The sequence below is a fragment of the Ottowia thiooxydans DSM 14619 genome, assembly GCF_000422885.1.
GTDB lineage: Bacteria > Pseudomonadota > Gammaproteobacteria > Burkholderiales > Burkholderiaceae_C > Ottowia > Ottowia thiooxydans.
This window is the reverse complement of sequence record NZ_KE383942.1, coordinates 548204-568545: the sequence shown is the minus strand read 5'-3', so window position 1 is coordinate 568545 and position 20342 is coordinate 548204. Positions and strand designations below refer to the sequence as shown.

At 58.9% G+C, this 20342-nt stretch carries 20 protein-coding genes; 6 read left to right on the top strand and 14 right to left on the bottom strand.

Annotated elements, in window-relative coordinates; genetic code table 11:
- The first annotated feature begins 185 nt into the window (after positions 1-185).
- On the top strand, positions 186-1052 hold the full coding sequence (locus G518_RS0129080; RefSeq protein WP_028605474.1) for a hypothetical protein: 867 nt from the start codon (positions 186-188) through the stop codon (positions 1050-1052).
- A gap of 89 nt (positions 1053-1141) precedes the next feature.
- Here G518_RS0129080 and G518_RS0129075 read toward each other — a convergent pair whose 3' ends face one another.
- The 6 genes from G518_RS0129075 to G518_RS0129050 all read right to left on the bottom strand — a co-directional run bounded on the left by G518_RS0129075 (position 1142) and on the right by G518_RS0129050 (position 7233).
- Positions 1142-2134 (bottom strand): YcjF family protein, encoded by a 993-nt coding sequence (locus G518_RS0129075; RefSeq protein ID WP_028605473.1) that lies wholly within the window; start codon positions 2132-2134, stop codon positions 1142-1144.
- 179 nt (positions 2135-2313) lie between these two features.
- Positions 2314-2724, bottom strand: coding sequence for a YgiW/YdeI family stress tolerance OB fold protein (locus G518_RS0129070; RefSeq protein WP_028605472.1), 411 nt, complete (start codon positions 2722-2724; stop codon positions 2314-2316).
- Positions 2725-2829: 105 nt separating this feature from the next.
- Positions 2830-4227, bottom strand: a complete 1398-nt coding sequence (locus tag G518_RS0129065; protein WP_028605471.1) for a sensor histidine kinase — start codon at positions 4225-4227, stop codon at positions 2830-2832.
- Positions 4224-4892 (bottom strand): response regulator transcription factor, encoded by a 669-nt coding sequence (locus G518_RS0129060; RefSeq protein WP_028605470.1) that lies wholly within the window; start codon positions 4890-4892, stop codon positions 4224-4226. Before G518_RS0129060 ends, G518_RS0129065 begins: the two co-directional genes overlap by 4 nt.
- Positions 4893-5254: 362 nt before the next feature.
- Positions 5255-6775 (bottom strand): tripartite tricarboxylate transporter permease, encoded by a 1521-nt coding sequence (locus tag G518_RS0129055; protein ID WP_028605469.1) that lies wholly within the window; start codon positions 6773-6775, stop codon positions 5255-5257.
- 5 nt (positions 6776-6780) lie between these two features.
- A complete protein-coding gene (locus G518_RS0129050) occupies positions 6781-7233 on the bottom strand; it encodes a tripartite tricarboxylate transporter TctB family protein (protein WP_051237524.1) in 453 nt (150 codons plus the stop codon).
- A 193-nt stretch (positions 7234-7426) separates the two neighbouring features.
- On the opposite strand from G518_RS0129050, the gene G518_RS0129045 reads away from it, so the two are divergent.
- Entirely contained in the window at positions 7427-7846 is a 420-nt protein-coding gene (locus G518_RS0129045; protein WP_028605467.1) for a MarR family winged helix-turn-helix transcriptional regulator, read from the top strand.
- Positions 7847-7935: 89 nt separating this feature from the next.
- On the opposite strand, the gene G518_RS37520 is transcribed toward G518_RS0129045, so the two are convergent.
- The 3 genes from G518_RS37520 to G518_RS0129030 all read right to left on the bottom strand — a co-directional run bounded on the left by G518_RS37520 (position 7936) and on the right by G518_RS0129030 (position 10534).
- On the bottom strand, positions 7936-8913 hold the full coding sequence (locus tag G518_RS37520; RefSeq protein WP_169458024.1) for a Bug family tripartite tricarboxylate transporter substrate binding protein: 978 nt from the start codon (positions 8911-8913) through the stop codon (positions 7936-7938).
- 372 nt (positions 8914-9285) lie between these two features.
- A complete protein-coding gene (locus tag G518_RS0129035; protein WP_028605466.1) occupies positions 9286-9666 on the bottom strand; it encodes a VOC family protein in 381 nt (126 codons plus the stop codon).
- A 97-nt stretch (positions 9667-9763) separates the two neighbouring features.
- A complete protein-coding gene (locus G518_RS0129030; protein ID WP_028605465.1) occupies positions 9764-10534 on the bottom strand; it encodes an IclR family transcriptional regulator domain-containing protein in 771 nt (256 codons plus the stop codon).
- A 230-nt stretch (positions 10535-10764) separates the two neighbouring features.
- Here G518_RS0129030 and pobA point away from each other — a divergent pair, with 230 nt between their 5' ends.
- The 4 genes from pobA to G518_RS0129010 all read left to right on the top strand — a co-directional run bounded on the left by pobA (position 10765) and on the right by G518_RS0129010 (position 16773).
- A complete protein-coding gene (gene pobA, locus G518_RS0129025; RefSeq protein WP_028605464.1) occupies positions 10765-11958 on the top strand; it encodes a 4-hydroxybenzoate 3-monooxygenase in 1194 nt (397 codons plus the stop codon).
- A 188-nt stretch (positions 11959-12146) separates the two neighbouring features.
- Positions 12147-14300, top strand: a complete 2154-nt coding sequence (locus G518_RS0129020) for a DUF4034 domain-containing protein (protein WP_028605463.1) — start codon at positions 12147-12149, stop codon at positions 14298-14300.
- A gap of 19 nt (positions 14301-14319) precedes the next feature.
- The gene (locus tag G518_RS0129015; protein WP_028605462.1) at positions 14320-15213 is read left to right on the top strand and encodes a CoA transferase; all 894 of its coding nucleotides are present in this window, start codon (positions 14320-14322) and stop codon (positions 15211-15213) included.
- 84 nt (positions 15214-15297) lie between these two features.
- Positions 15298-16773 carry an RNB domain-containing ribonuclease gene (locus G518_RS0129010; RefSeq protein ID WP_028605461.1) on the top strand — a complete coding sequence of 492 codons (1476 nt, stop codon included), beginning with the start codon at positions 15298-15300 and terminating at the stop codon, positions 16771-16773.
- Here the strand turns inward: G518_RS0129010 and G518_RS0129005 are convergent.
- The 5 genes from G518_RS0129005 to G518_RS0128980 all read right to left on the bottom strand — a co-directional run bounded on the left by G518_RS0129005 (position 16745) and on the right by G518_RS0128980 (position 20281).
- The gene (locus G518_RS0129005) at positions 16745-17170 is read right to left on the bottom strand and encodes a transcriptional repressor (RefSeq protein ID WP_028605460.1); all 426 of its coding nucleotides are present in this window, start codon (positions 17168-17170) and stop codon (positions 16745-16747) included. The two genes, G518_RS0129010 and G518_RS0129005, sit on opposite strands and share 29 nt — an antisense overlap.
- 108 nt (positions 17171-17278) lie before the next feature.
- A complete protein-coding gene (locus tag G518_RS0129000) occupies positions 17279-17896 on the bottom strand; it encodes a hypothetical protein (RefSeq protein ID WP_028605459.1) in 618 nt (205 codons plus the stop codon).
- Positions 17893-18357, bottom strand: coding sequence for a DUF3325 domain-containing protein (locus G518_RS38910; protein ID WP_051237522.1), 465 nt, complete (start codon positions 18355-18357; stop codon positions 17893-17895). The genes G518_RS0129000 and G518_RS38910 overlap by 4 nt, the downstream gene beginning before the upstream one ends.
- Complete coding sequence (locus G518_RS0128985) at positions 18354-18677, bottom strand: hypothetical protein (RefSeq protein ID WP_051237521.1); 324 nt, start codon at positions 18675-18677, stop codon at positions 18354-18356. Before G518_RS0128985 ends, G518_RS38910 begins: the two co-directional genes overlap by 4 nt.
- Positions 18674-20281 (bottom strand): PepSY-associated TM helix domain-containing protein, encoded by a 1608-nt coding sequence (locus tag G518_RS0128980; protein ID WP_028605457.1) that lies wholly within the window; start codon positions 20279-20281, stop codon positions 18674-18676. The genes G518_RS0128985 and G518_RS0128980 overlap by 4 nt, the downstream gene beginning before the upstream one ends.
- Between the last annotated feature and the right edge of the window lie 61 nt (positions 20282-20342).

Here is a 20342-nt window from a genome sequence, read left to right as displayed (position 1 = left end):
GCCCAGGTTCGGTGCCCAAACCCCGCTAGCCGCAAGCACCCATCAACGACCATTCTGCGGACTATTGTTCTAAAAAATCCTTTTCACGACAAGGGGATACGCGGGTTTTCCACGGCTAGACGCACCTTGTTAACGCATTCCGTGAGGCGTAGACTTTGTGAACTACAAAATGCAAGGGAGACGTTATGCATCGCTGTCACCGCAATTTTTCGGTCATCGTCGCTGGATTGATTGGTCTGGGCGCCGCAGCCGGTGTGCAAGCAGCGACAGTAACAACGCCTTCCGGCATGACATCCAGCGACGATGCGGCGGTCGATCAGCAGTGGTACCGGGCCGCAAGCTCGGGTGCCAGCACCGGCATCACGGCTGACTACGCACGAAGCGGTAACGGGTCTATTCTGATGACGTCACCGAGCATCTCGGGTAGCACGGAATGGCGCTATGACGCGGCAAGTCCCACGAGTTTCGGGGCGTTGGGTACCTTGGCCCAGTTCAGCTCAGCACAGTACGACTGGTACCGCGATGCGAGCAGCACCAACCCCACCGCTCAAGCGCCAGCGTTTACGCTTTGGATAGACGAAGACGGCAACTCCGCCACTACGGCAGACCGGAGTTATTTGATATTCGAGCCGTACTACCAGACCAATACAGACCCAGCAGTCAATACATGGGTGACATCTACGGTCAATGCTTCGTCCATCATGTGGACTCCCAGCCTGTCTGGGTATTGCGCTTTTTCTGTGTTTGCAACCGGCGGCACCTGCAATGGCACAGCGTCGCCGTACAGCAGCGCCAGCGTGGTGATCAGTGTGATCCCCTTCATGGGGTCTGGGTGGGCAGGCGTATTCCGCGGGGCCGTCGATAACGTGGTTTTCAACACCACCCAGTCAGGCGGAAGTTTGTCTGCCAATTTCGAGCTGGCGCCACCGCCTCAGCCCGTCACGGCGGTCACGGCGGTGCCAACGTTGCAAGCATGGGGCCTGATGCTCACCGGCCTGCTGTTAGCTGGGACGGTGGGGCTCCGTGCTAAGAATAGGCGCAAGAAAGATTGAAACGGGCTTCGAATTTCTGTGGGCGGGCAAGATGTGCCTCGTCCGCAGAATTGATCTCTTCAAAGCCAGCGCGACTCACATGCCTGGGATCATTTACCGCGCACCATTTGCATGATCTTGGCGGTGTTCAGTCCACGGGCCACCTCCTGCATCTGCGGCAGGTATTGGGTTTGCAATTGGCGGCCATCTGCCATGACATGCTGGTAGGCGTCGCGCAGCATCTGAGTGCTCAGGGTGCGACCACCCGCGTAGTATTGATTGGCAACGTGACCTAACGCGTAGGTGGCGGCAAAGCTCATGCCGCTACTCACCGCTTGCCGGCCCAGGCCGCCGAGAATGCCCTTACCCAACAAACCTGAAAGCAGCCGGCGACCCGCCTGCTCCAGGTACTGCGAGGTCAACCCGACGCCCACTGTAGCCAGCAGATCCTTGATATGGCCACTGTCCAGCTCGTAGCCGTAACTCTGACCAACCTGATAGACCATCCGCATCTGAAGCGGAATGATGGCCAGAGTGGATAGGTTTTCTGGCAGCAGTTCGATGGCGCCGTTGAGGATTGCCGCGTTGAGAATCTTGCGATCCATGTCTGCGGCAGACAGGGTTCCGGTGCGTCGCGTTGCATCGGTATCAGGCAGAGCATCCACGGCAACTGGATGCGGCACTGCCTGCCCGGCCTTCACGACCTCCGGCAATGCGCCGGCTGAGGCGGCCAACGGCGCAGCCGACAAAGTGTCTGCCTGCGCGGCAAATTCAGTAGGTGCCTGCCCGAGCGCCTGCTTCAATTGACCCAGGAAAGCCTGCTCCTGCGGGCTGGTTTGGCCGTCGGCTTCGCATACGCACACAGCCATCTCGTAGGCCAACTGACGCGCTTCGCTGCTAACCAGTTTTGGCAGCACGTCCGCCAACTGAACACGGCGCATCAGTACGTCCTGGTAGAGACCAGGCAGATTGATCTGCTGGTCTTGCGCCAAGCCTTCAGCGACTTGGCGGATCTGCTCGCGTTCGCGATCGTGCTTGTCTCCGTCGGCATAAGCGGCCAGCAGGCAGACCGTGACAATGGCGCGGATTTCTTCGGTGCTCATCAGTTTCCTTGTTGAATCGGGTTGTGTAGTCGCAGGCGTTGATCGCCATCTGAGTACAGAAAGAAAAGGGATCAAATAGGACGTGTTCACACGAATAGATCCCCGGTTGGCACTCATGGTTCCCTTCCAGAAGTGCCACTCGCTAAAACTCTCGCCCCCAGACAGACGATAGATAGACCTCAGGGCATCAACGCCATGCGCTCCACTTCGAATTCGGTCTTGCGCAAACCTTTGTCGAACTCGCCCAGCAGTTCCACGCGACTCTCCGCACTGATGGTCTGGCCTGCCGGGAATTTATCGTGGTCGATCTCTACGGTGATACGACCCGTTGCATCCTCGAAAGAGTAATGCTCCCCACCATTGTGCGAGACGATGCGGCCTTGCAAACGCGCGTGTTGATCGTCGCGCCCTGTGTCGATCAATTGCTTGACTGTCATCAGCGGTACGACGCTAGGGCCCGAGTAGGCGCCGGCAGCCACGGCTTTAGGCGCGGTGCTCGGCCCGCTGTAATTTGCAGACTGAGCAATCGCCACAGTGGCGCCAAGGGCCAGCACGACAGCGGCGGCAAATGCGGAAACGGTTTTTTTCATGGTTCAACTCCTTGTTGTAGGGAAAGAATTCCGCCTATTGCGGAATAAGCCTATTGGAGGGGTTGAACATGAAGGCAATCTGAAGTGCCTGAGGTTGCTGATAATTTATAGGTTGGATGGAAAATCCAGCACCACGCCGAGGCCACGGCCATCGAGCCCATCTTCGAAATGCAAGGATGCGCCGTGCAACTCCGCGATGCGCGCGACGATAGACAAGCCCAAACCGTTGCCGGTCTTGCCTGTACCCAGCACCCGAAAGAAGCGCTCCCCAAGACGATCTCGTTGATCAGAAGGCACCCCCAAGCCGTCATCGCGCACGGCCAGGCGAACGCCGCCTTGCGGCAACCGCGAGGTTTCGATGCGCACCCGGCCTCCTTCGCGGCCATAGCGCACCGCGTTGTCGAGCAGATTACGCAAAGCACTTGCCAATAGCGACCCTGAAGCCCATATCTGCGGCTCGGCCAAGGATCGTTCCACCCGAATCTGCATCGCTTGCGCGCCCTCCAGGCTCAAGCTGTCGAGCACCGCGTTCAGATCCACCGCCTCCCGGCTCAACGGGGTGGCCTGAGGCTCCAGCCGAGCCAGTGCCAGCAGGCTTTCCACCAACGCGGTGCAGCGATCCAGGTCAGCACGCAATTGCTGCAAGTGCTGATTGGGCAGCTTAAGCTCTCGCTCTATGAGCTGCACGCGCATGCGCAGCGCGGCAAGCGGTGTGCGCAATTCATGCGCTGCATCTGCAGTGAAACGCCGCTCACTGTTCAGGGCCGTACCCAAACGCGCCAACAAGGTATTGAGGGCGGCCAGGATCGATTGCAGTTCGCGCGGGGGGTTTTGCGCTTGAACGGGAGTCAGATCATCAAGAGACTTGGCGCTAATGCGCAAAGCCGTATCCTCCAGCGGCCGCAGCAAACGCCGAATCAGTAACCAACTCAAGAAGCCGAGCAGCACCAATAGGCCCAACGCAGGCCATATCAGGCTTTCGGCCATGTCCTCCAACAGCTCCAGCCGCTCCTCCATCGGCTGCCCCACCTGCGCAGTGACGCCATCCCGGCCAGCACGCGCGTGTACCCGCCAGAGTTTGTTGTCCACCCAGACGGTGGCTTCCTCCTTGTGCTGGGCATTGGGAAGAAAAGCCGTCTCCGGTGTGCCCTCCCCTCGTATCAACACTCGCCCGTCTGAGGCCACGAGTTGGTAATACATGCGCAGCTTCAGTGCCTCGGTGGCGCCAAGGCGTTGGCTTGGATCTGCATTAGCGGCAGGCCCGCCTTGAACGCCTATCTGCAGCACCAGGCGAGCGCCTTCCTCCAACGCATCGTCGAACACTTCACTGGTGGCAAACCAGGCGACACCCACCACAATACCCAAACTCACCAGCCACAAACTGATGCTGGTGCCCATCACCATCAGGAGCAGGCGCCGCCGCAGCGACCAACCTCCGGGTGAGGGTGCAAGCTTCGCTGTCTTGAGCCGACTGCAGCCAGGCGACCATTTTGGAATTTTCATGCCGGCGCCAATCCGTAGCCCTGATTGCGCACGGTCACAATAAAGCGGTTACCGAGCTTCTTGCGCAGGTTGTAGATATGAACCTCGATGGCATTGCTCTCCACCTCTTCGCCCCACCCATAGAGGGCTTCCTCCAGCTGGGCGCGGCTAAGAATATGGCTAGGTCGGCGCATCATCGCTTGCAGAACAGCGAACTCCCGCGCCGTGAGCGTAAGCGCCGTCCCATCCAGCGTCACGCGCTTCGCAGCGGGATCCAGAACGACCGAGCCATGTTGGAGCACCGGTGTTGGCTGGGCCGCGCTGCGGCGCAGGGCCGCGCGAACACGCGCAGAAAGCTCCTCCAGATCGAAGGGCTTGACCAGATAGTCATCCGCACCTAGATCCAGACCTTGAACACGGTCGGCCAGCGTGTCGCGCGCCGTAATCACAATCACCGGCAGCTGTGCGCGTGATGTTCCGGCAGCGCGCAGGGCTTTCAGCACCGCATCACCATCAAGACCCGGCAGGCCCCGATCAAGTAGTACGCAGTGGTACTCATGCGTAGCCAGCGCGGTGGCCGCCTGGTCGCCGCGCGTTAGCCAATCAACCGCGTAACCATCCATCTGCAGCCAAGATTGCAGGGAGCTGCCCAAGGAGGAATCGTCTTCAATCAGGAGGAGTCGCATGCAGCGGAGCCTACGCCAGGAACATGAAGCAGAACTGAAGCCGCTGCATCGAGGTTCTACATGCAAAGGCAACAATGGTGTACGGCCCACCTCATTCACTTGATGACTGCTGCCACCGGCTGCAGAGCACTACCTGAACACAGTCTCGGAAGCGCTATATCTCCGATCAAGTCCAATTCGAAAAATGGCCGCACATCGAATTTACTCCATGGCGTTTCCCTATCGCCCAATGCGATCTATTGAAGCTGAAAATTCAGGAGGTGTGAATGAATCCAGTATGTTCGCGAGGGCCGTCAAAAGCCGCCGGGTCAAGGCGGCTTTTTTTCGGTCAAGGTAGGAATGGGGGATTCGTTCACACCTTCTCAGGCTGCCTCTTCGACAAACGCTTCCTCGCGCTTGGAACGAACAGAAGGTGCCAACACGATCACTAACAGCAACACGGCCCCCAGCAGCAGTCCCAGTGAGATGGGGCGTGTAGCTAACACAGTCCAGTCGCCGCGTGAAAGCAACAGCGCACGGCGCAGGTTTTCTTCCATCATCGGGCCCAGAATCAGGCCCAGCAGGAGTGGTGCAGGTTCGCAGCTCAGCTTGAGGAAACCATAACCCACGACGCCGAAGATAGCGATCAACCAGATGTCGAACACGTTGTTGTTGGTGGAGTACACGCCAATAGCGCAGAACAACACAATGGCGGGGAACAGCCAGCGGTAGGGAATCGTGAGCAGCTTCACCCAAAGGCCGATCAAGGGCAGATTCAAGATCACCAGCATCAAGTTGCCTATCCACATTGAAGCAATCAGGCCCCAGAACAGCTCAGGGTTGCTGGTCATCACTTGCGGACCGGGCTGGATGTTGTGAATGGTCATGGCCCCAACCATCAGCGCCATCACGGAATTGGGCGGAATGCCCAGAGTCAGCATAGGAATGAAAGACGCCTGCGCTCCTGCATTGTTGGCCGCCTCAGGCGCCGCCACACCGCGGATATTGCCTTGGCCGAAAGGCACCTCGTCTGGGGCAAGCTTGGTTTTCTTTTCGATGGTGTAGGCGGCAAAGGCCGACAACATTGCACCGCCCCCTGGCAGGATGCCCAACGAGCAACCTAGAGCAGTACCGCGCAGCACGGCCGGAACCATGCGCTTCAAGTCCTTCCCGGAAGGCAACAGGCCAGAGACTTTGGCAGTGAATACCTCACGATCTTCATCTGGCCGCGCCAGATTGAAGATGATCTCGCCATAGCCAAATACCCCCATAGCCACGGCGATGAAGCTCAGACCGTCGGTGAGTTCCGGCACATCGAAAGCGTATCGTGCCACGCCTGAATTGACGTCAGTGCCCACCAGGCCGAGCAGTAATCCCAGCAGGATCATGCAAATGGCCTTGAGGAGTGACCCCGAAGCCAGCACGACCGCGCCGATCAGGCCCAGCACCATCAGAGAGAAATACTCCGCCGGGCCAAACTTGAAAGCGACTTCCGTCAGTGGCACGGCAAACGCAGCGAGCATCAACGTGCCCACGCAGCCAGCAAAGAAGGAGCCCAGGCCGGCAGCGGCGAGAGCAGGACCGCCACGCCCCTTCTTGGCCATCTGATGCCCATCAATCGTAGTGACCACGGATGATGCTTCACCCGGAAGGTTGACCAAAATGGCGGTGGTCGATCCGCCATACTGAGAGCCGTAGTAAATACCCGCCAGCATGATCAGCGCAGCCACGGGCGGTAGCGCGTAGGTGGCTGGCAACAACATGGCTACCGTGGCCGTCGGCCCGATCCCGGGTAACACGCCGATCAGCGTCCCCAACAAACAGCCGAGGAAGGCATACAGCAGGTTTTGCAGGCTGATGGCCGTGGCGAAACCGAGCGATAGGTTATTGATGAGATCTTCCATGGCGCTCAGCTGCTAATGAAGGTCGGCCACACCTGGAACTGCAAGCCCAAACCGAGAACGAAGGTGAGATAGCTCCCCACGGCCAACACGGTGGCGAGCACCAGTGACGCCTTCATGCTGAACGCGGCTCCAGCCATGCAGGACACAATAACCAGCGCATACACCGCCACAATCAGCCCCATGGCAGGCAGGCCCAGGGATTGCACTCCCGCGAGCAGCACCCCGAACAAGAGGTTAGCGCCAATGATGAAGCCCAAGGGCTTCCAGGCAATCCTTCCCACGGGTTCGCCATTTCCACCGGGGCTGGACCCTACTGCAGACAAGGCCACTGCCGAGCCCAGCACGGTCAGCAACACACCCACCATCAACGGGAAATAGCCGGGGCCCATTCGTGCAGCGCTACCCACCGTGTAATCAAACGCACCGATCGCGAATGCCGCCCCGACAGTGGCGAACATGAGGCCCGCTATGAAATCCTTCTTCCTTTTTATCCGTAAAGACACTAGCTCATCTCCTTGAATACTTACAGATTGCTTACTAATCTATGTCATGTTATGAGGTTTTAATACCTCACAGTATGAGTAATTACCCTCAGCGTTTTCGGAGCCCTGCTACAGTCGGTTGATTGCCTTCATTGACCCACTCACTGCACTGGCTGCCATGTCTCCCCCCAGAATGCCTATCGACAAGGCGCGACTCGAAGCCTTGTCAGACTTCAGATTCAGGCTTCGCAGCTTTCTGCGCTTTAGCGAAGATGCGGCGCGGGCACACGGCATCACAATCCTGCAATACCAGGCGCTGCTGCACACGCAGGGGTTCGCGGGACGCGAATGGGCGTCGATCAGTGAAATTGCAGAACGCCTGCAGGCGCAACCGCATGGTGTGGTTGCGCTGATTTCACGTTGTGAAGAGGCAGGTCTGGTGGAGCGCCGGACCAGCGCCACCGATCGTAGGCAGGTAGAGGTTCACCTGCTGCCGGAGGGGCGCAAGAAGCTGGAAGCGCTGGCCACGGAACTAGCCGATCACGTGGCCGAGGTTGCGAACGTGGTGGCCTTCGCTCGTCACCGGTAAGCGCTTCAGGTGTAGAGCGTGGGAAAGGCTTTCACTACAAGCCATCAAGGCAGCAGGCCACTGACGGGCCTTGCCACCCACCGGAACATCTAATCTATCTTCAGGCCTTCGTCCTTGACGACCTTCTGAAGCAACTCAGCATCGCGCTTCAGTGACTTGGCGAACGTGGCAGGGTCTTCGTAGTTGGGATAGAGGGCCGACAGCTGCAATTGCTTTTTCACTTCGGGGGCATCAAGCACTTGGCGTACCGCCTCCGCCATGCGCTGAACGATAGGCTGAGGCGTGCCTTTGGGCGCGAAGATGGCGAACCAGCTGAACGAGCTGCCATCACCGAAACCCTGCTCCTTGAGCGTCGGGATATCCGGAAGCTCGGGGTTGCGAACGCTGCTGTTGGTCGCCAGACCTTTGAGATCACCAGCCTTCACGCGAGTGGCCGTGGCTGGGTCGTACATGAGATCGATGCGCCCGCCCATCAAATCAACGGTGGATTCGCTGGCCCCTTTGTATGGAATGTGCACCAGCTGTACGCCAGTTTCCTTGTGCAGCAAAACACCTGTCATGTGCACGATGGAGCCTACGCCGTTGGTCGCAAACGTGAGCTTACCGGGATTCGCTTTGGCGTAGGCGATCATTCCTTTGTAGTCGGAAAAAGGGGCGTCTTTCCGCGCGGTGACCAAACCATACGAGGAGGCCAGCTTCGCCACAGGTTCGAAGTTCTGATAGCTGTACTTGACGGTCTTCAGCAGGTAGGGTGCCAGCGCCACAGCAGCGGTTGGCGCCACCAGGAACGAATAGCCATCGGGCGCTTGGCGGCTCGCATAGTCGGTGCCCATAGTGGCAGCCGCCCCGGGCTTGTTCTCGACGACGACAGGCTGGCCCAGCACGCGCGAGACGCCATCAGCGATGAACCGGGTGATGACATCCGACGACCCACCAGGAGGATAAGGCGTGACGAAATGCACCGGCTTATTAGGCCATGCCGCTGGGCTTTGCGCCATCGTGGGAACGGCCACACTGGCAAGGGTTGCCAGTACAGCCAAGTGAACGACGCGGCGGGTGTAGATCATGAACATCCTCGTTTGATTAGTCTGCAGATTGATTTTTTCTGAAAGACGAGTCTAGCTTTCCACAAAGTGGAAAAATGCATTTGCTTAAGCGCTGAAGGTATAAGAGCCTATTCAAAGTCTCCTCGCGGACCCATTGCGCCCGAAAAACCGCGTCTGCGGCGTTGAAAATACTCGCGATACCACAAGGTATCCCTGCGTTTTTCGCCTTGCATCCACAGCTTTTCGGGCGCAATGGCCCTCGCGCAGAGACTTTGCATAGGCTCTCAGACAACGTCAACCTTTTCACTACGGACATACCCGCAGCTTGGCAGCTGCGTGCCAATCCGGCTGAAGCAAATGTGAGGGTGGAGATGCCCGCCTGCGAACCGGTCGTCAGGCTTTCGGCGCGCGGTGCAGGCCGCAGATCTTGTGGCCATCGAGGTCGCGAAAGTAGCAGAGATACACGCCACTTGGGCCTCCGCGCCAGCCGGGCGGGTCTTCCACAGCCACAGCACCGTTCGCGAGCGCGGCCGCATAAAACTGATCGGCTTGCTCTGGCGATTCCATTTTGAAACCGAAGGTCGCTCCATTGGCAAGCGTAGCCGGTTCGCCATCGATGGGCTTGCTCACGCTGAACGTGCCGCCAGGGGTACGCCAGAACACCCGGTGGCGGTCCACGACGCCGGGTTTCACCCCAAGCGTGCCCAGCACGGTATCGTAGAACTGCTTGGATTGGTCGAGATCGTTAGTGCCGATCATGATGTGACTGAACATGAATGTCTCCTTTATTGGTGAATCGCTGATCGATGCTAGCTGAAAAATTCCTTGCACCATGATTTTGGGTTGGTTTCAGATCAGCGCAACTCAGTGGCTAAAGCATCTGCCGCAGCTCTCGCGCCGCTTCACGCAACCGTTCCAGCACTTGTTCAAGCTGCGGTGTCCCCTGCATTCGTCCCTGAGAAACGATGACATTCAGCGCCGCCACCACACGCCCTTGTGGGTTCCTGAGCGGCACAGCGACAGCGTGAACGCCCAGTTCATGCTCCTCGCTCGCCACGCAAAAGTCCTGCTTGGAAGTCTCCGCCAATAGTGCCTTGAACTCACGCAGGTTGGTGGTGGTGTGAGGTGTCAGACGCGGTAGAGTGCGGCCAGCCAGCCAGTCGTTCAGTTCGTGTTTGGGCAGTGCGGCCAACAAAACCCGGCCTGTAGACGTAGCATGCGCGGGAAGCCTTGCCCCCAGGTGCATGCCGTAAGCCAACAACCGGGTAACCGGGGCCAGGCCAGAACCGCGCGCAATGATGACCACTTCGTCGCCATCTAGTACCACGGCGGAATAAACGTCTTGGGTTTCGGCGGCCAGCCGGTTCAACGTAGGCTGGATCACGCGCGGCAGCCGAGCGGATGCAAGATAGGCACCGGACAAGCGCAACACTCTCGGGCTAAGCCAAAAATGGCTTCCATCCGTTTCCAGATATCCCAGGTGTGCGAGCGTGAGAAGGTGCCGCCGCGCAGCCGCGCGAGTCAAGCCCGCACGATCAGCGGTTTGCGTGGCATTGAGGCGCTGGCGTTCGGTATCGAAACTCTCCAGTACGGCAAGCCCCTTGACGAGGCCATCGATGGTGTCTGCGCGAGCGATGCTCATGGCTACAGGTAGGTGAATAGTTCTGCGCGATGATCGCACAATTATTTCTCTGATCGCACAAAGGATGCTGAAAGCACTGGCGCGGATGAATTGCGCGACCTAAGCTCCTGGAAAGTTCTGGGGTGCTCAACCGCTGCGGAGCCCTCACCCCACAGCCGGGCGCCCCACCCTCCCCCAGAGGGACAAGCCAACAGGGGTGCAACTACCCTCCCTCAAAGAAAGAAATCTTCATGCGCACTCAAGTCGCCATCGTGGGCGGTGGCCCCTCAGGCCTGCTGCTCGGCCAGTTGTTGCACAAGGCCGGCATTGATGCCGTGATCGTTGAACGCGTTTCTGGTGATTACGTGCTGGGCCGTATTCGCGCGGGCATTCTGGAGCAGGTCAGCATCGATCTGATGGACGAAGCTGGCGTGGGAGCACGCATGCACAAGGAAGGCCTGGTGCACGAAGGCATTGAGATGCTCTTTGGCGGTGAGCGCCATCGCGTGGATCTGAACAAGCTCACTGGCGGCAAGAACGTGATGGTGTATGGGCAGACCGAGCTGACCAGGGATTTGATGGAAGCCCGCTCCGCTGCCGGCCTGCCTACAGTGTATGAAGCGCAGAACGTGCGCGTGCACGAATTCGACAGCACCCACCCTTACGTCACCTACGAAAAAAACGGGAAAAGCGAGCGCATTGATTGCGACTTCATCGCGGGCTGCGACGGCTTTCATGGTGTATGCCGTGCCAGCGCACCGCGTAGCGCCATCAAGGAGTATGAAAAGGTCTACCCATTCGGTTGGTTGGGCCTCCTTGCCGACACCCCTCCAGTGAACCACGAACTCATCTATGTGAATAGCCCACGCGGCTTTGCGCTGTGCAGCCAGCGCAGTGCCACGCGCAGCCGCTACTACCTGCAGGTTCCGCTCACTGACAAAGTTGAGGAGTGGACAGATGATGCCTTCTGGCAGGAACTCAAGCTACGCCTGGATGACAAAGGCCGCCGCGATCTGGTCACCGGCCCTTCGATCGAAAAGAGCATTGCACCGCTGCGCAGCTTTGTCACTGAACCCCTGCGTTTTGGCCGCATGTTTCTGGCTGGCGATGCTGGCCATATTGTTCCGCCCACGGGAGCCAAGGGCCTTAACCTGGCCGCTACCGATGTGAAGTTCCTGCATGACGCCATCGTGGAGTTCTATAAGGACAAGAGTGAAGCCGGCATAGACGACTATTCACGCAAGTGCCTGGGCCGCATCTGGCGCGCCGAGCGCTTCTCGTGGTGGTTCACTCAGCTCATGCACCGTTTTCCTCACGATGAGGCCATCACCTCCAAGTTCCAGAACGCCGAGTTGGACTATTTGATGAACTCTGAGAGTGGCTTGAAGACCATTGCGGAGAACTACGTGGGCCTGCCGCTGGATTTTGGCGCCTCCAAACGCTGAAACCCCTCAAACCCAACCAAACGCCTTTTCAATCAATTAGTTTTAAGGATGCTTTCATGAAATTGAAAAAAGTGTGAGTTCGAGCGAATAGACACGGCGGCACTGATCGGCTCGGGCTTTGGAGTGGCAGACTCTGCGCTACATTGGCAACGACAGCCAGCCTCTAAATCAGTTCTTTAGTCATCGCCATGACGCTCTATCTTCAAACCGCGCGCAGCTACCTGCTCGGTCACCAATTCGACGCCTGTGAAAACTGGTTGCTCGAACTACACAATGAATACCTGCGCGATCCAGACAGTGAAGCGGAAGCCACCGCTGTAGGGGCTGGCGCCAGCGCGCTGCGCTCTGTTGACGAAGCCACGGCGCAATGGCTTCGCAGATCTCCTGAGAGCTATGCCGCACTGATGATGCGCGGCCAATATCTTTGGGCCTGTGGCAGGCAGGCACGCGGATCCACAACAGCCAACGAGGTTTCGCAAGCACAGTGGAGCCGCATGCACGAGTGCTTCAACGAGGCTTGCCAGTTGTTTTATCGCGCCGCACTGAGGGTAAAAAACCCAGGGTTGGCGCTTTCCATGATTGGCCGCATGGTATGGATAGCCGGCGATGAAACCGCAAAGGGACTGGGCTTTCCCAAAGGGCAGGACTGGTATAGCTATGGATTGGCGGTAGACCCTGCTTCCTACGCGCTTCATGCCGCCAAACTGCACAGCTTGCGTCCGGAATGGGGCGGCTCCATCGGGGAGGTGGAGAAATACCTCAACGCGCCGGAGCAAGCCTCGCTAACGCCATTGGGTAAGCAGCGGCTGAAGCGCCTGTCGAAGTCCGTGCTTGGCTTTTACCGGTGCATGTTCCTGGGGGAACGGGACGCCGGCCGACGATTGATTGACGAGGCCATTGCACTATTGCCGCAAGATGCGCTGGGCTACTACTGGCGCGTGCTGGTAGACCGCAGCGAACGCAAGTATCAGGATGCCATCCAATATAGCGAGAAGGCCCTGGAGCTGGATCCGGAATACACGGAGCTGCTTTGGGAAGGTACACAAGCGCGCTGGTCAGCGGACAAGAACGACCCAAAAATTCTGCCGCAGTTGAAACGCTTGGTGGCGGTGGGACACGAGGAGGCATTCCTGTCTTTAGGTGACTACCTGAACACAGTGCTGGACGACGCCGGCCCGGCCTATGACGCCTGGAAGAAAGGCGCTGACGAAGGCATTGCGTTGTGCGCATTGCGCTTGGCCGAAGTGGCTTACGGCCAAGGGCGTGGCGTCAAGCAGGACGGAGATCAAACCGTGTTTTGGTACCTGCGCTCCTACCAGCTGGGCTGGCATGGCGCTGTGGCCAATGCTTACTGGTGGGTGGTGCAAGGGCGTGCTCCCGGCCACAATTTGCAAGCCTTGGCGCCCACGCTGATCGAAGCGGCAAACGTGCATGACGAGCCGTTCTCACATGGCCGCCTGGCCGATGCCATCACAGACCAAGGCCTTAGGTATGACGAATCGGGGAAGGTGTGGCTGACGCAAGTAGCGATGGCAGATGACCCCGAGGGTATCCGGCTGTATTTGTATCACCTGATGACGGCCGCTGAAAACGGGCACGCCTATTCTCAGATCGCGCTGGCACAGCTTCATCGCCGCGGGCAGATGGTGGCGCAGTCGTTCGAGCAGGCCGAAGGCTGGTTGCAAGAGGCCATTGACAATGGCTCAGCCGTGGTAGCTGCTAACGCCAAGCGTGTGCTGGGGGAAATGATCCAGGCAGGTGAAACCAAGGAGAGCGGAAAAGAAGAGCAAACCAAGGCGGTCCAGTTATTCCAGCAAGCGCTTGAGGAAGCTGGCGATGACGACATTGCGGGCCAGTGGGCGCTGGTAGGTCTGGCGCGCGCCCATGACCGCGGCCTGGGCGTCAAAAAAGACGGCGACGCCGCTCATGAATTGGCCGCGCGTGCGGAAAAGCTTGGCGTCAAGCTCCCCGATGACCTCAAGCATTTGTCCTTCAAAGGCAACCACAGCGAGTCCGTAGGACGTTCGCTGTTGATGCATTTGATCTTCGGCCCGATCGCGCTGTTGTGGGCTTTTCTGGTGGGCTTGTTCGGCAAGCGACTGCTGGGCAAGGTTATCAAGTGGACTCTGCTGACCGCTCTAGTGCTATTTCTTCTCTTCTTCGCCCTGGGTGCCTACCAGGCATGGAAGAATCCAAAGCCGCGCTCTGCGCCAGAATCGGTCAATTCTCCGGTGGTCCCGGGGGATCCGGATGCCAAGCCTTCGCTCCTTGAACGGTTGAAAAGAAAAAGTGAGGAAAAGCGCAGGGCAGAGGGAACCGGCCATCCAGAAAATGAAAAATAATCCAGCTAACGGAGACACCATGAGCAGCACTTCATCAATCAAACCCTTGCGTGGCGTGCGGGTTGTCAGCCTCGCACTCAATCTTCCCGGACCTGCAGCTCTGATGCGCTTGAATGCTTGGGGCGCTCGTTGCACCAAGATTGAACCGCCCGGCCGAGCGGGCGTCACGGCTGATCCTATGGGTCAGTACGCACCGAACGCTTATGAGGCGATGCATCAGGGCGTGCGGGTGCTGGAAGCCGATCTCAAGAGCGATAAGGGGCAAACTGCTTTGCACCGTGAGTTGGCTCGCACGGACGTGCTCCTCACCTCCTTTCGGCCTTCTGCGCTGGTCAAGCTCGGGCTTGGATGGAGGGCACTGCACGCTCGCCACCCGCAGCTTTCGCTGGTGTCCATCGTTGGTGCACCTGGAGAACGAGCCGAGGAACCAGGGCACGATCTCACCTATCTGGCTGAAGCTGGGCTGGTGCCAGCGCTTGAACTACCCGCCACCTTGTTCGCCGACATGGCGGGCGCACTGATGAGCAGTGAAGCCGTGCTGGCAACGGTGCTCGCGGCGCGTGCGAGTGCCAAGGGTGTTCGTCAGGAAATCGCGCTTTCCGACGCCGCTGGCTGGCTGGCTCTTCCGCGTGGGTGGGGTCTCACAACACCCAAAGGCGCCGTGGGCGGCGCGCATGCCGGCTACGGCGTTTACGCCTGCAAAGACGGGCGTGTGGCGGTGGCCGCGCTGGAACCGCATTTTGCGGCGGCCTTGTGCCGAGTAGTCGGCCTGCCTGTACCAAATGCAAAAACGCTACTCGCGCCGGCCACTCGAAAAGCCATTGCGGGCTGGGCTGCTGGCAAAACACGGGCGCAATTGGATGCCCTGGCACGCGAGCACGACATACCGCTCCACACCTTGTCCAAGACATGAGGCAGTAAAGGCAGCCCCGCGGGCTAAGATGGGGCCATGCTGCCGGGCGGCTTGGCTGGCAGCGTTTATTTGGAGTACTGCCTCATGGGTCTGCATCCTCACCAGAAAAAAGAGTTGGCCGAACTGGCCGTGGCAGCCATGCACGAACGCGGGCTGAAGCCGGAGTTCTCGAAAGAGGCACTGGAACAGCTCGAAACCATTCCCACATCGGAGACCAAAGAAAGCGCCAGTCTGGCCGATCTGACCGGCCTGCTCTGGTGCTCAATAGACAATGACGACTCTCGCGATCTGGACCAACTTTCGGTCAGCGAATTGCTGCCAGGTGGCGAGGTCAAAATCCTCATTGCCATAGCCGACGTCGACATCCTGGTGGCCAAGAACACACCGATCGATCAGCACGCGCAAGCCAACACCAGCTCGGTCTACACCTCTGCACGCATCTTCCCTATGCTGCCGGAAAAGCTCTCCACCGATCTGACCTCGCTCAATCCTCATGAGATTCGCGCGGCCACAGTGACCGAGATGGTGCTCAAACCCGATGGCTCGCTGGCGGCCTCGGACATTTTCCGTGCGCGCGTACACAACAAAGCCAAACTGGCTTACGACTCAGTTGCCGCCTGGCTTGATGGCCAGGGCCCGCTTCCCGAAGCGGCGGCCAGAGTACCCGGCATGGATCAGCAGTTGCGCACCCAGCATTCGGTAGCGCAGCAGCTGCGTGCCATGCGGCGAGAAAAAGGTTCTCTGGAATTCCAGACCTTTCAACCCAAGGCGGTGTTCGATGGCGATCAAGTGGTGGACATCCGCCAGCAAGAGCAAAATCACGCCCGCCAGTTGATCGAAGAGTTCATGGTGTCCACCAATGGTGTGACGGCCCGCTTCCTGGCTGGCAAGCACCGCTCATCCATCCGCCGGGTTGTCCGCTCGCCTGAGCGCTGGGCGCGCATCGCTGAAATCGCAGCTGAATACGGCGAGACACTGCCGCCGGAGCCTGATTCACTTGCGTTGGAGAGTTTTCTGGTGAAGCAACGCCGAAGGGACCCGGTGCGATTTCCCGACCTGTCCCTAACCATCGTCAAACTGATGGGGCGCGGCGAATATGCTGTGGATCGGCCTGGTGGCCCCAAAATTGGCCACTTCGGGTTGGCGGTACGCGACTACTCACACTCCACCGCCCCCAACCGCCGGTTTCCTGACCTGGTGACTCAGCGCTTGATTAAAGCAGCCTTGTCTGGAGCGCCCTCACCCTACTCAGATAGCGAACTGGAATTTCTGGCGGCGCATTGCACCCGGCAGGAAGACGCTGCCAATAAGGTTGAGCGGCAGTTGCGCAAATCCGAAGCGGCGCTCCTGCTTGAGTCACGCATTGGCGATATCTTCAATGGCGTGGTGACAGGTGTTTCCAAGGGCAATACGTGGGTGCGCATCTTTACGCCTCCTGCGGAAGGCAAGCTGCTGGTAGTGCGTGGCCACGCAGTGAAAGTGGGGGACAAGGTGCGTGCGAAGCTGCAATCGACGAACGTCGAGCGCGGGTTCATCGATTTTGAGATGCAGCCTGGATAGACAGTGGCTTGCCTCTGAGCTCCAGGCCTTGGCGGCGAGCTGCGTTCAGCACACGCGCGTAAAGATCCGGGTCGGCCAGCATCAACGCACGCCCAGTCTCCGGGCAGATCAGCCGCAGAACCTGCGTATCGTCGTGCGTTGGTTTGACGCGATAGTGCGCCGTGCGGGAGTGGTCCCACTCACGCAGCAGAAGCCCTGCTCGCTCGAATTTCTGGAGACACCTGTAGATGGTGCCTGCACTGACTGGTGTACCGCGCTCCAACATCCGGCGGAATACGTCTTCAGCGCGGATGCTCGCCAGGCCTGCGGCTTCCACCACCTGCAGCACACCAATGCGTGCCGAGGTAGGGCGTAGGCGAGCCAAGCGCAGGCGTTGCAAAACAGTGAGTTCACTCATCGGGTTAATTCCGCTGGGCTGGCGACCTGCAACCAAAGATTTTGTATAGAACCGTTCCTAAGATGCCCCAACGCTTCAGGATAGAAAACGCCCTCGGACCTCCCTCCATTACGGGTTGACCTCAAAGCTCAGAGTAGCTGTATAGCGCACGTCCTCATACTTCTTTCCCTCGATGTTGACAGTGGCGTTGTTCACCTTCGCACTGACCTCCAACACGTAGAGGCCAGGGATGGGCGTGTCCAGCGTCACGGTGCCATCCGTGTTGGGCGTTAACGACTTACGCCAGCCAGCGGCAGTCTCCACGTTCACCCGGCTGGCGTTCGCCAGCCGGCCTTTGAAAAACAGGCGAAAGCTGTTGCTGCCCTGCTGGGTGGGTACCAACTCCAGATCATTGACGGCCTTGGTCTCCAGCCTTCCGAATCGGGCCTGAAAATAGGTCAGCACGCCATCAGAACTGGCGCGCGTGGCCACAAAACGCGTATCGCCTGTGCCAAGTGCGAATCTGAAGTTCGCTTCAGTCTGCTCATGGGAAAGCGCCGGCTTGCCTTCTGAAGAAACGGGCTTGGGATCAGTCAGATCTGGCAGGCGCGCGAGAGGCCTATGTAACTCGCCCGCACGCACCACGGCTTGCGGGCCTTCACGCTGCAGCCAGAGATAGTCAGCATGGGCCAGGGGCGCCATCAAAGCGGCAAGGGAAGCCAACAGTGCATATTGATAGCTATTCATGGTGTCAAAATTCTTGTGTACAAAAGCCAAGCAAAAAGCAAAGGCAAGCCAACCATTGAAAGACATAGCGTCAAGTGCCAAGCGCGCTTCAGATCCAATGAGGTGATGCCTTCAGGCGACGCTTGCACAGCTGGTTCTGGCTTGCCGTGGAGAACCCGGGCACCACGTTTTCGCCATGGCCAATAGGCCACGGAAAACACCAAGGCAGTCGCGGCTACCGTTAACCAGCCTAGCCACAGAACTAGCCCGAAGTTGTAGCGCCACTTCAGCATGCACACTGCAAGGGCCCATGCCAGCCAAGCCCAGCCGCCACCGCGCAAGACCCAACGCAGGCGCTTGCCAGGTGCACGTTTCAGCAGTAGCTCCCCCTCACGCTCGGAAGACAAGGCCAGACACGTCAAGCCGCCCAGGTTGATAAGCAGCACCAGCAGATGCCATTGAAACGGCAGGCTCGGCATCATGCTGCGCCACCTCTGATCAGGTACCAGGACAAAAGCGCCACCATGCCTGTCCATGCCAACAACCAGCCCCATGCACGCAAGGCACTGCGCGTGTGGAAAGCCCATAGCAGGATAGGGATGGCGAGCAGGAACCCTAGATCCGTTCCCAGTACGACGGCCTGTGAACGTGCCACGGGCAACAACAACGCCAGCAGTACCGCCAACGCAGAGGTCAACAAGTAACCTCCAACGGCAGCGGCCATCACACGCGAGGCCACGCTCAGGCGATGACGAGTGCGTTCGCCCAAACGAGACCGGATGAGAAGGCTTGAGGCACTCATGCCGTCAGTTCTCGCTTCACAGCCAATTCGGCGGCTCCTGGCGCGTTAGGAGGTCGAGCCCATCGAAGATGCAGCCTGCGCGCAATAGCACCGAAGCACAATGCCAGAATCAGCATGCTCAGATCAAAGCCGGCAAGGCCCCAGTCACCTGCGAGGATCGTCACGCCCAAGTGGCGATCAGTCGTCAGGGCATTGAGTAGCGGGATGAACCCGAAGGCAGCGCTCGCCAGCATCAGGACTTCCACCCAGGCTTTCTCTTCGGAGCGCCACAGGCTATAGATGGCCAGCCACCCCCAGGTGAAAAACAAACAATGCAATTCCCATTCGGCGCGTTCGGGCATGCCCAAGGGCAAAAGTCGATTGGCCCAGAAAAAGGCTGCAATGGCGACTGGCAAGCCCGCTATGAAGGCGAGGTTCAGGCGTGCCACCATCGTTATGCCCCAAGGCAAGTCTTGGCGCTGAGCATGCTTGGCCCGGCGCTTGATCACCCAGAGTGTCAGGCCGGAGCCGATCATCACGCACCCGAGCAGCCCTGAAAGAAGATACAGCCACAACATCCAGGCATCGGCGAACCAGCCATCGTGCAAGCTGAGCAGAAACCATCGGTAGCGAATGCCAGGCCCATACTCAGGAAAGACAAGACGCGCACCTGTCGTGCCATCGAAGCGCAGTGTGTTGTCAGCAGTTTCGTAGCGCGGCATCTCGCTGCCGTAGGGGCGCCTCAGATCGACCTGCAGCCGCCCACTACCTGGGTTGGTAATAATGATGCGCGCGACCTCCCCACGTCCCAACACGTGTTCGGCGCGTTCAAACATCTGCGCAATGGACGCAACAGGACGCCCTACCGCACCGGAAGGTTCGGGCTCGTTGGGAAGCTCACCGTGAAAGCGTTCGTGCGCGTCGGCCGACACCCCATAGATGGCGGCGATGGGTACTGGCAGCGTATCGCTGTCAAAGTACACCAGCCCGCTGTAAATGATCATCACAAAGAAGGGCAAACCCATGACGCCTGCCACGTTATGCCCATCCAGCCAGGAGCGTTGACCTCGCCCGGGACGAAAGGTGAAGAAATCCTTGAAGACTCTACGGTGAACAATCACGCCCGTGGCGATGCCCGTCAGGGCCAGCACCGCCGCGACCCCCGCAATGCGTATGCCAATCGCCGGCGCCATGTAGTGGAGCTCGCTGTGCAGCTCCATGAACGCGTCCCCACCCTTGGTCGCCCTGGATGAAACCGGTGCAATGATTGAACCGGTTCCAGGGTCCAGATTCACTTGCCCCGTCATGCTGCTTTCCCAGCCTACCGCGAGATAAGAACGCGTCTCCTGCTTATGCCGATGCTTGTCGTGAGGCAAAAAGATGTCCCAACGTGTAGCACCTGCCGCATGACGCTCCAGGTAAGCCAGGGCGTGTTCGATCATCTCGGGCGCAGAAGCTGCCGGCACGTCCTTGACGAGTGCCCGCTCCGGTTGCATCCAACGCGTGATCTCCAGGTGAAATACCGTTGCGGTACCGCAGACGAAGATGAAGTACAGGAGCCACCCGGAAACCAGACTGCCCCATGTGTGCAGCCACGCCATGCTCTGACGAAATTGCTCTTTCATCGAGCAATTCCGCCTTCACACCACCAGACGTGGCCAGGAGCGTGATCTTTTAAGCGATGAC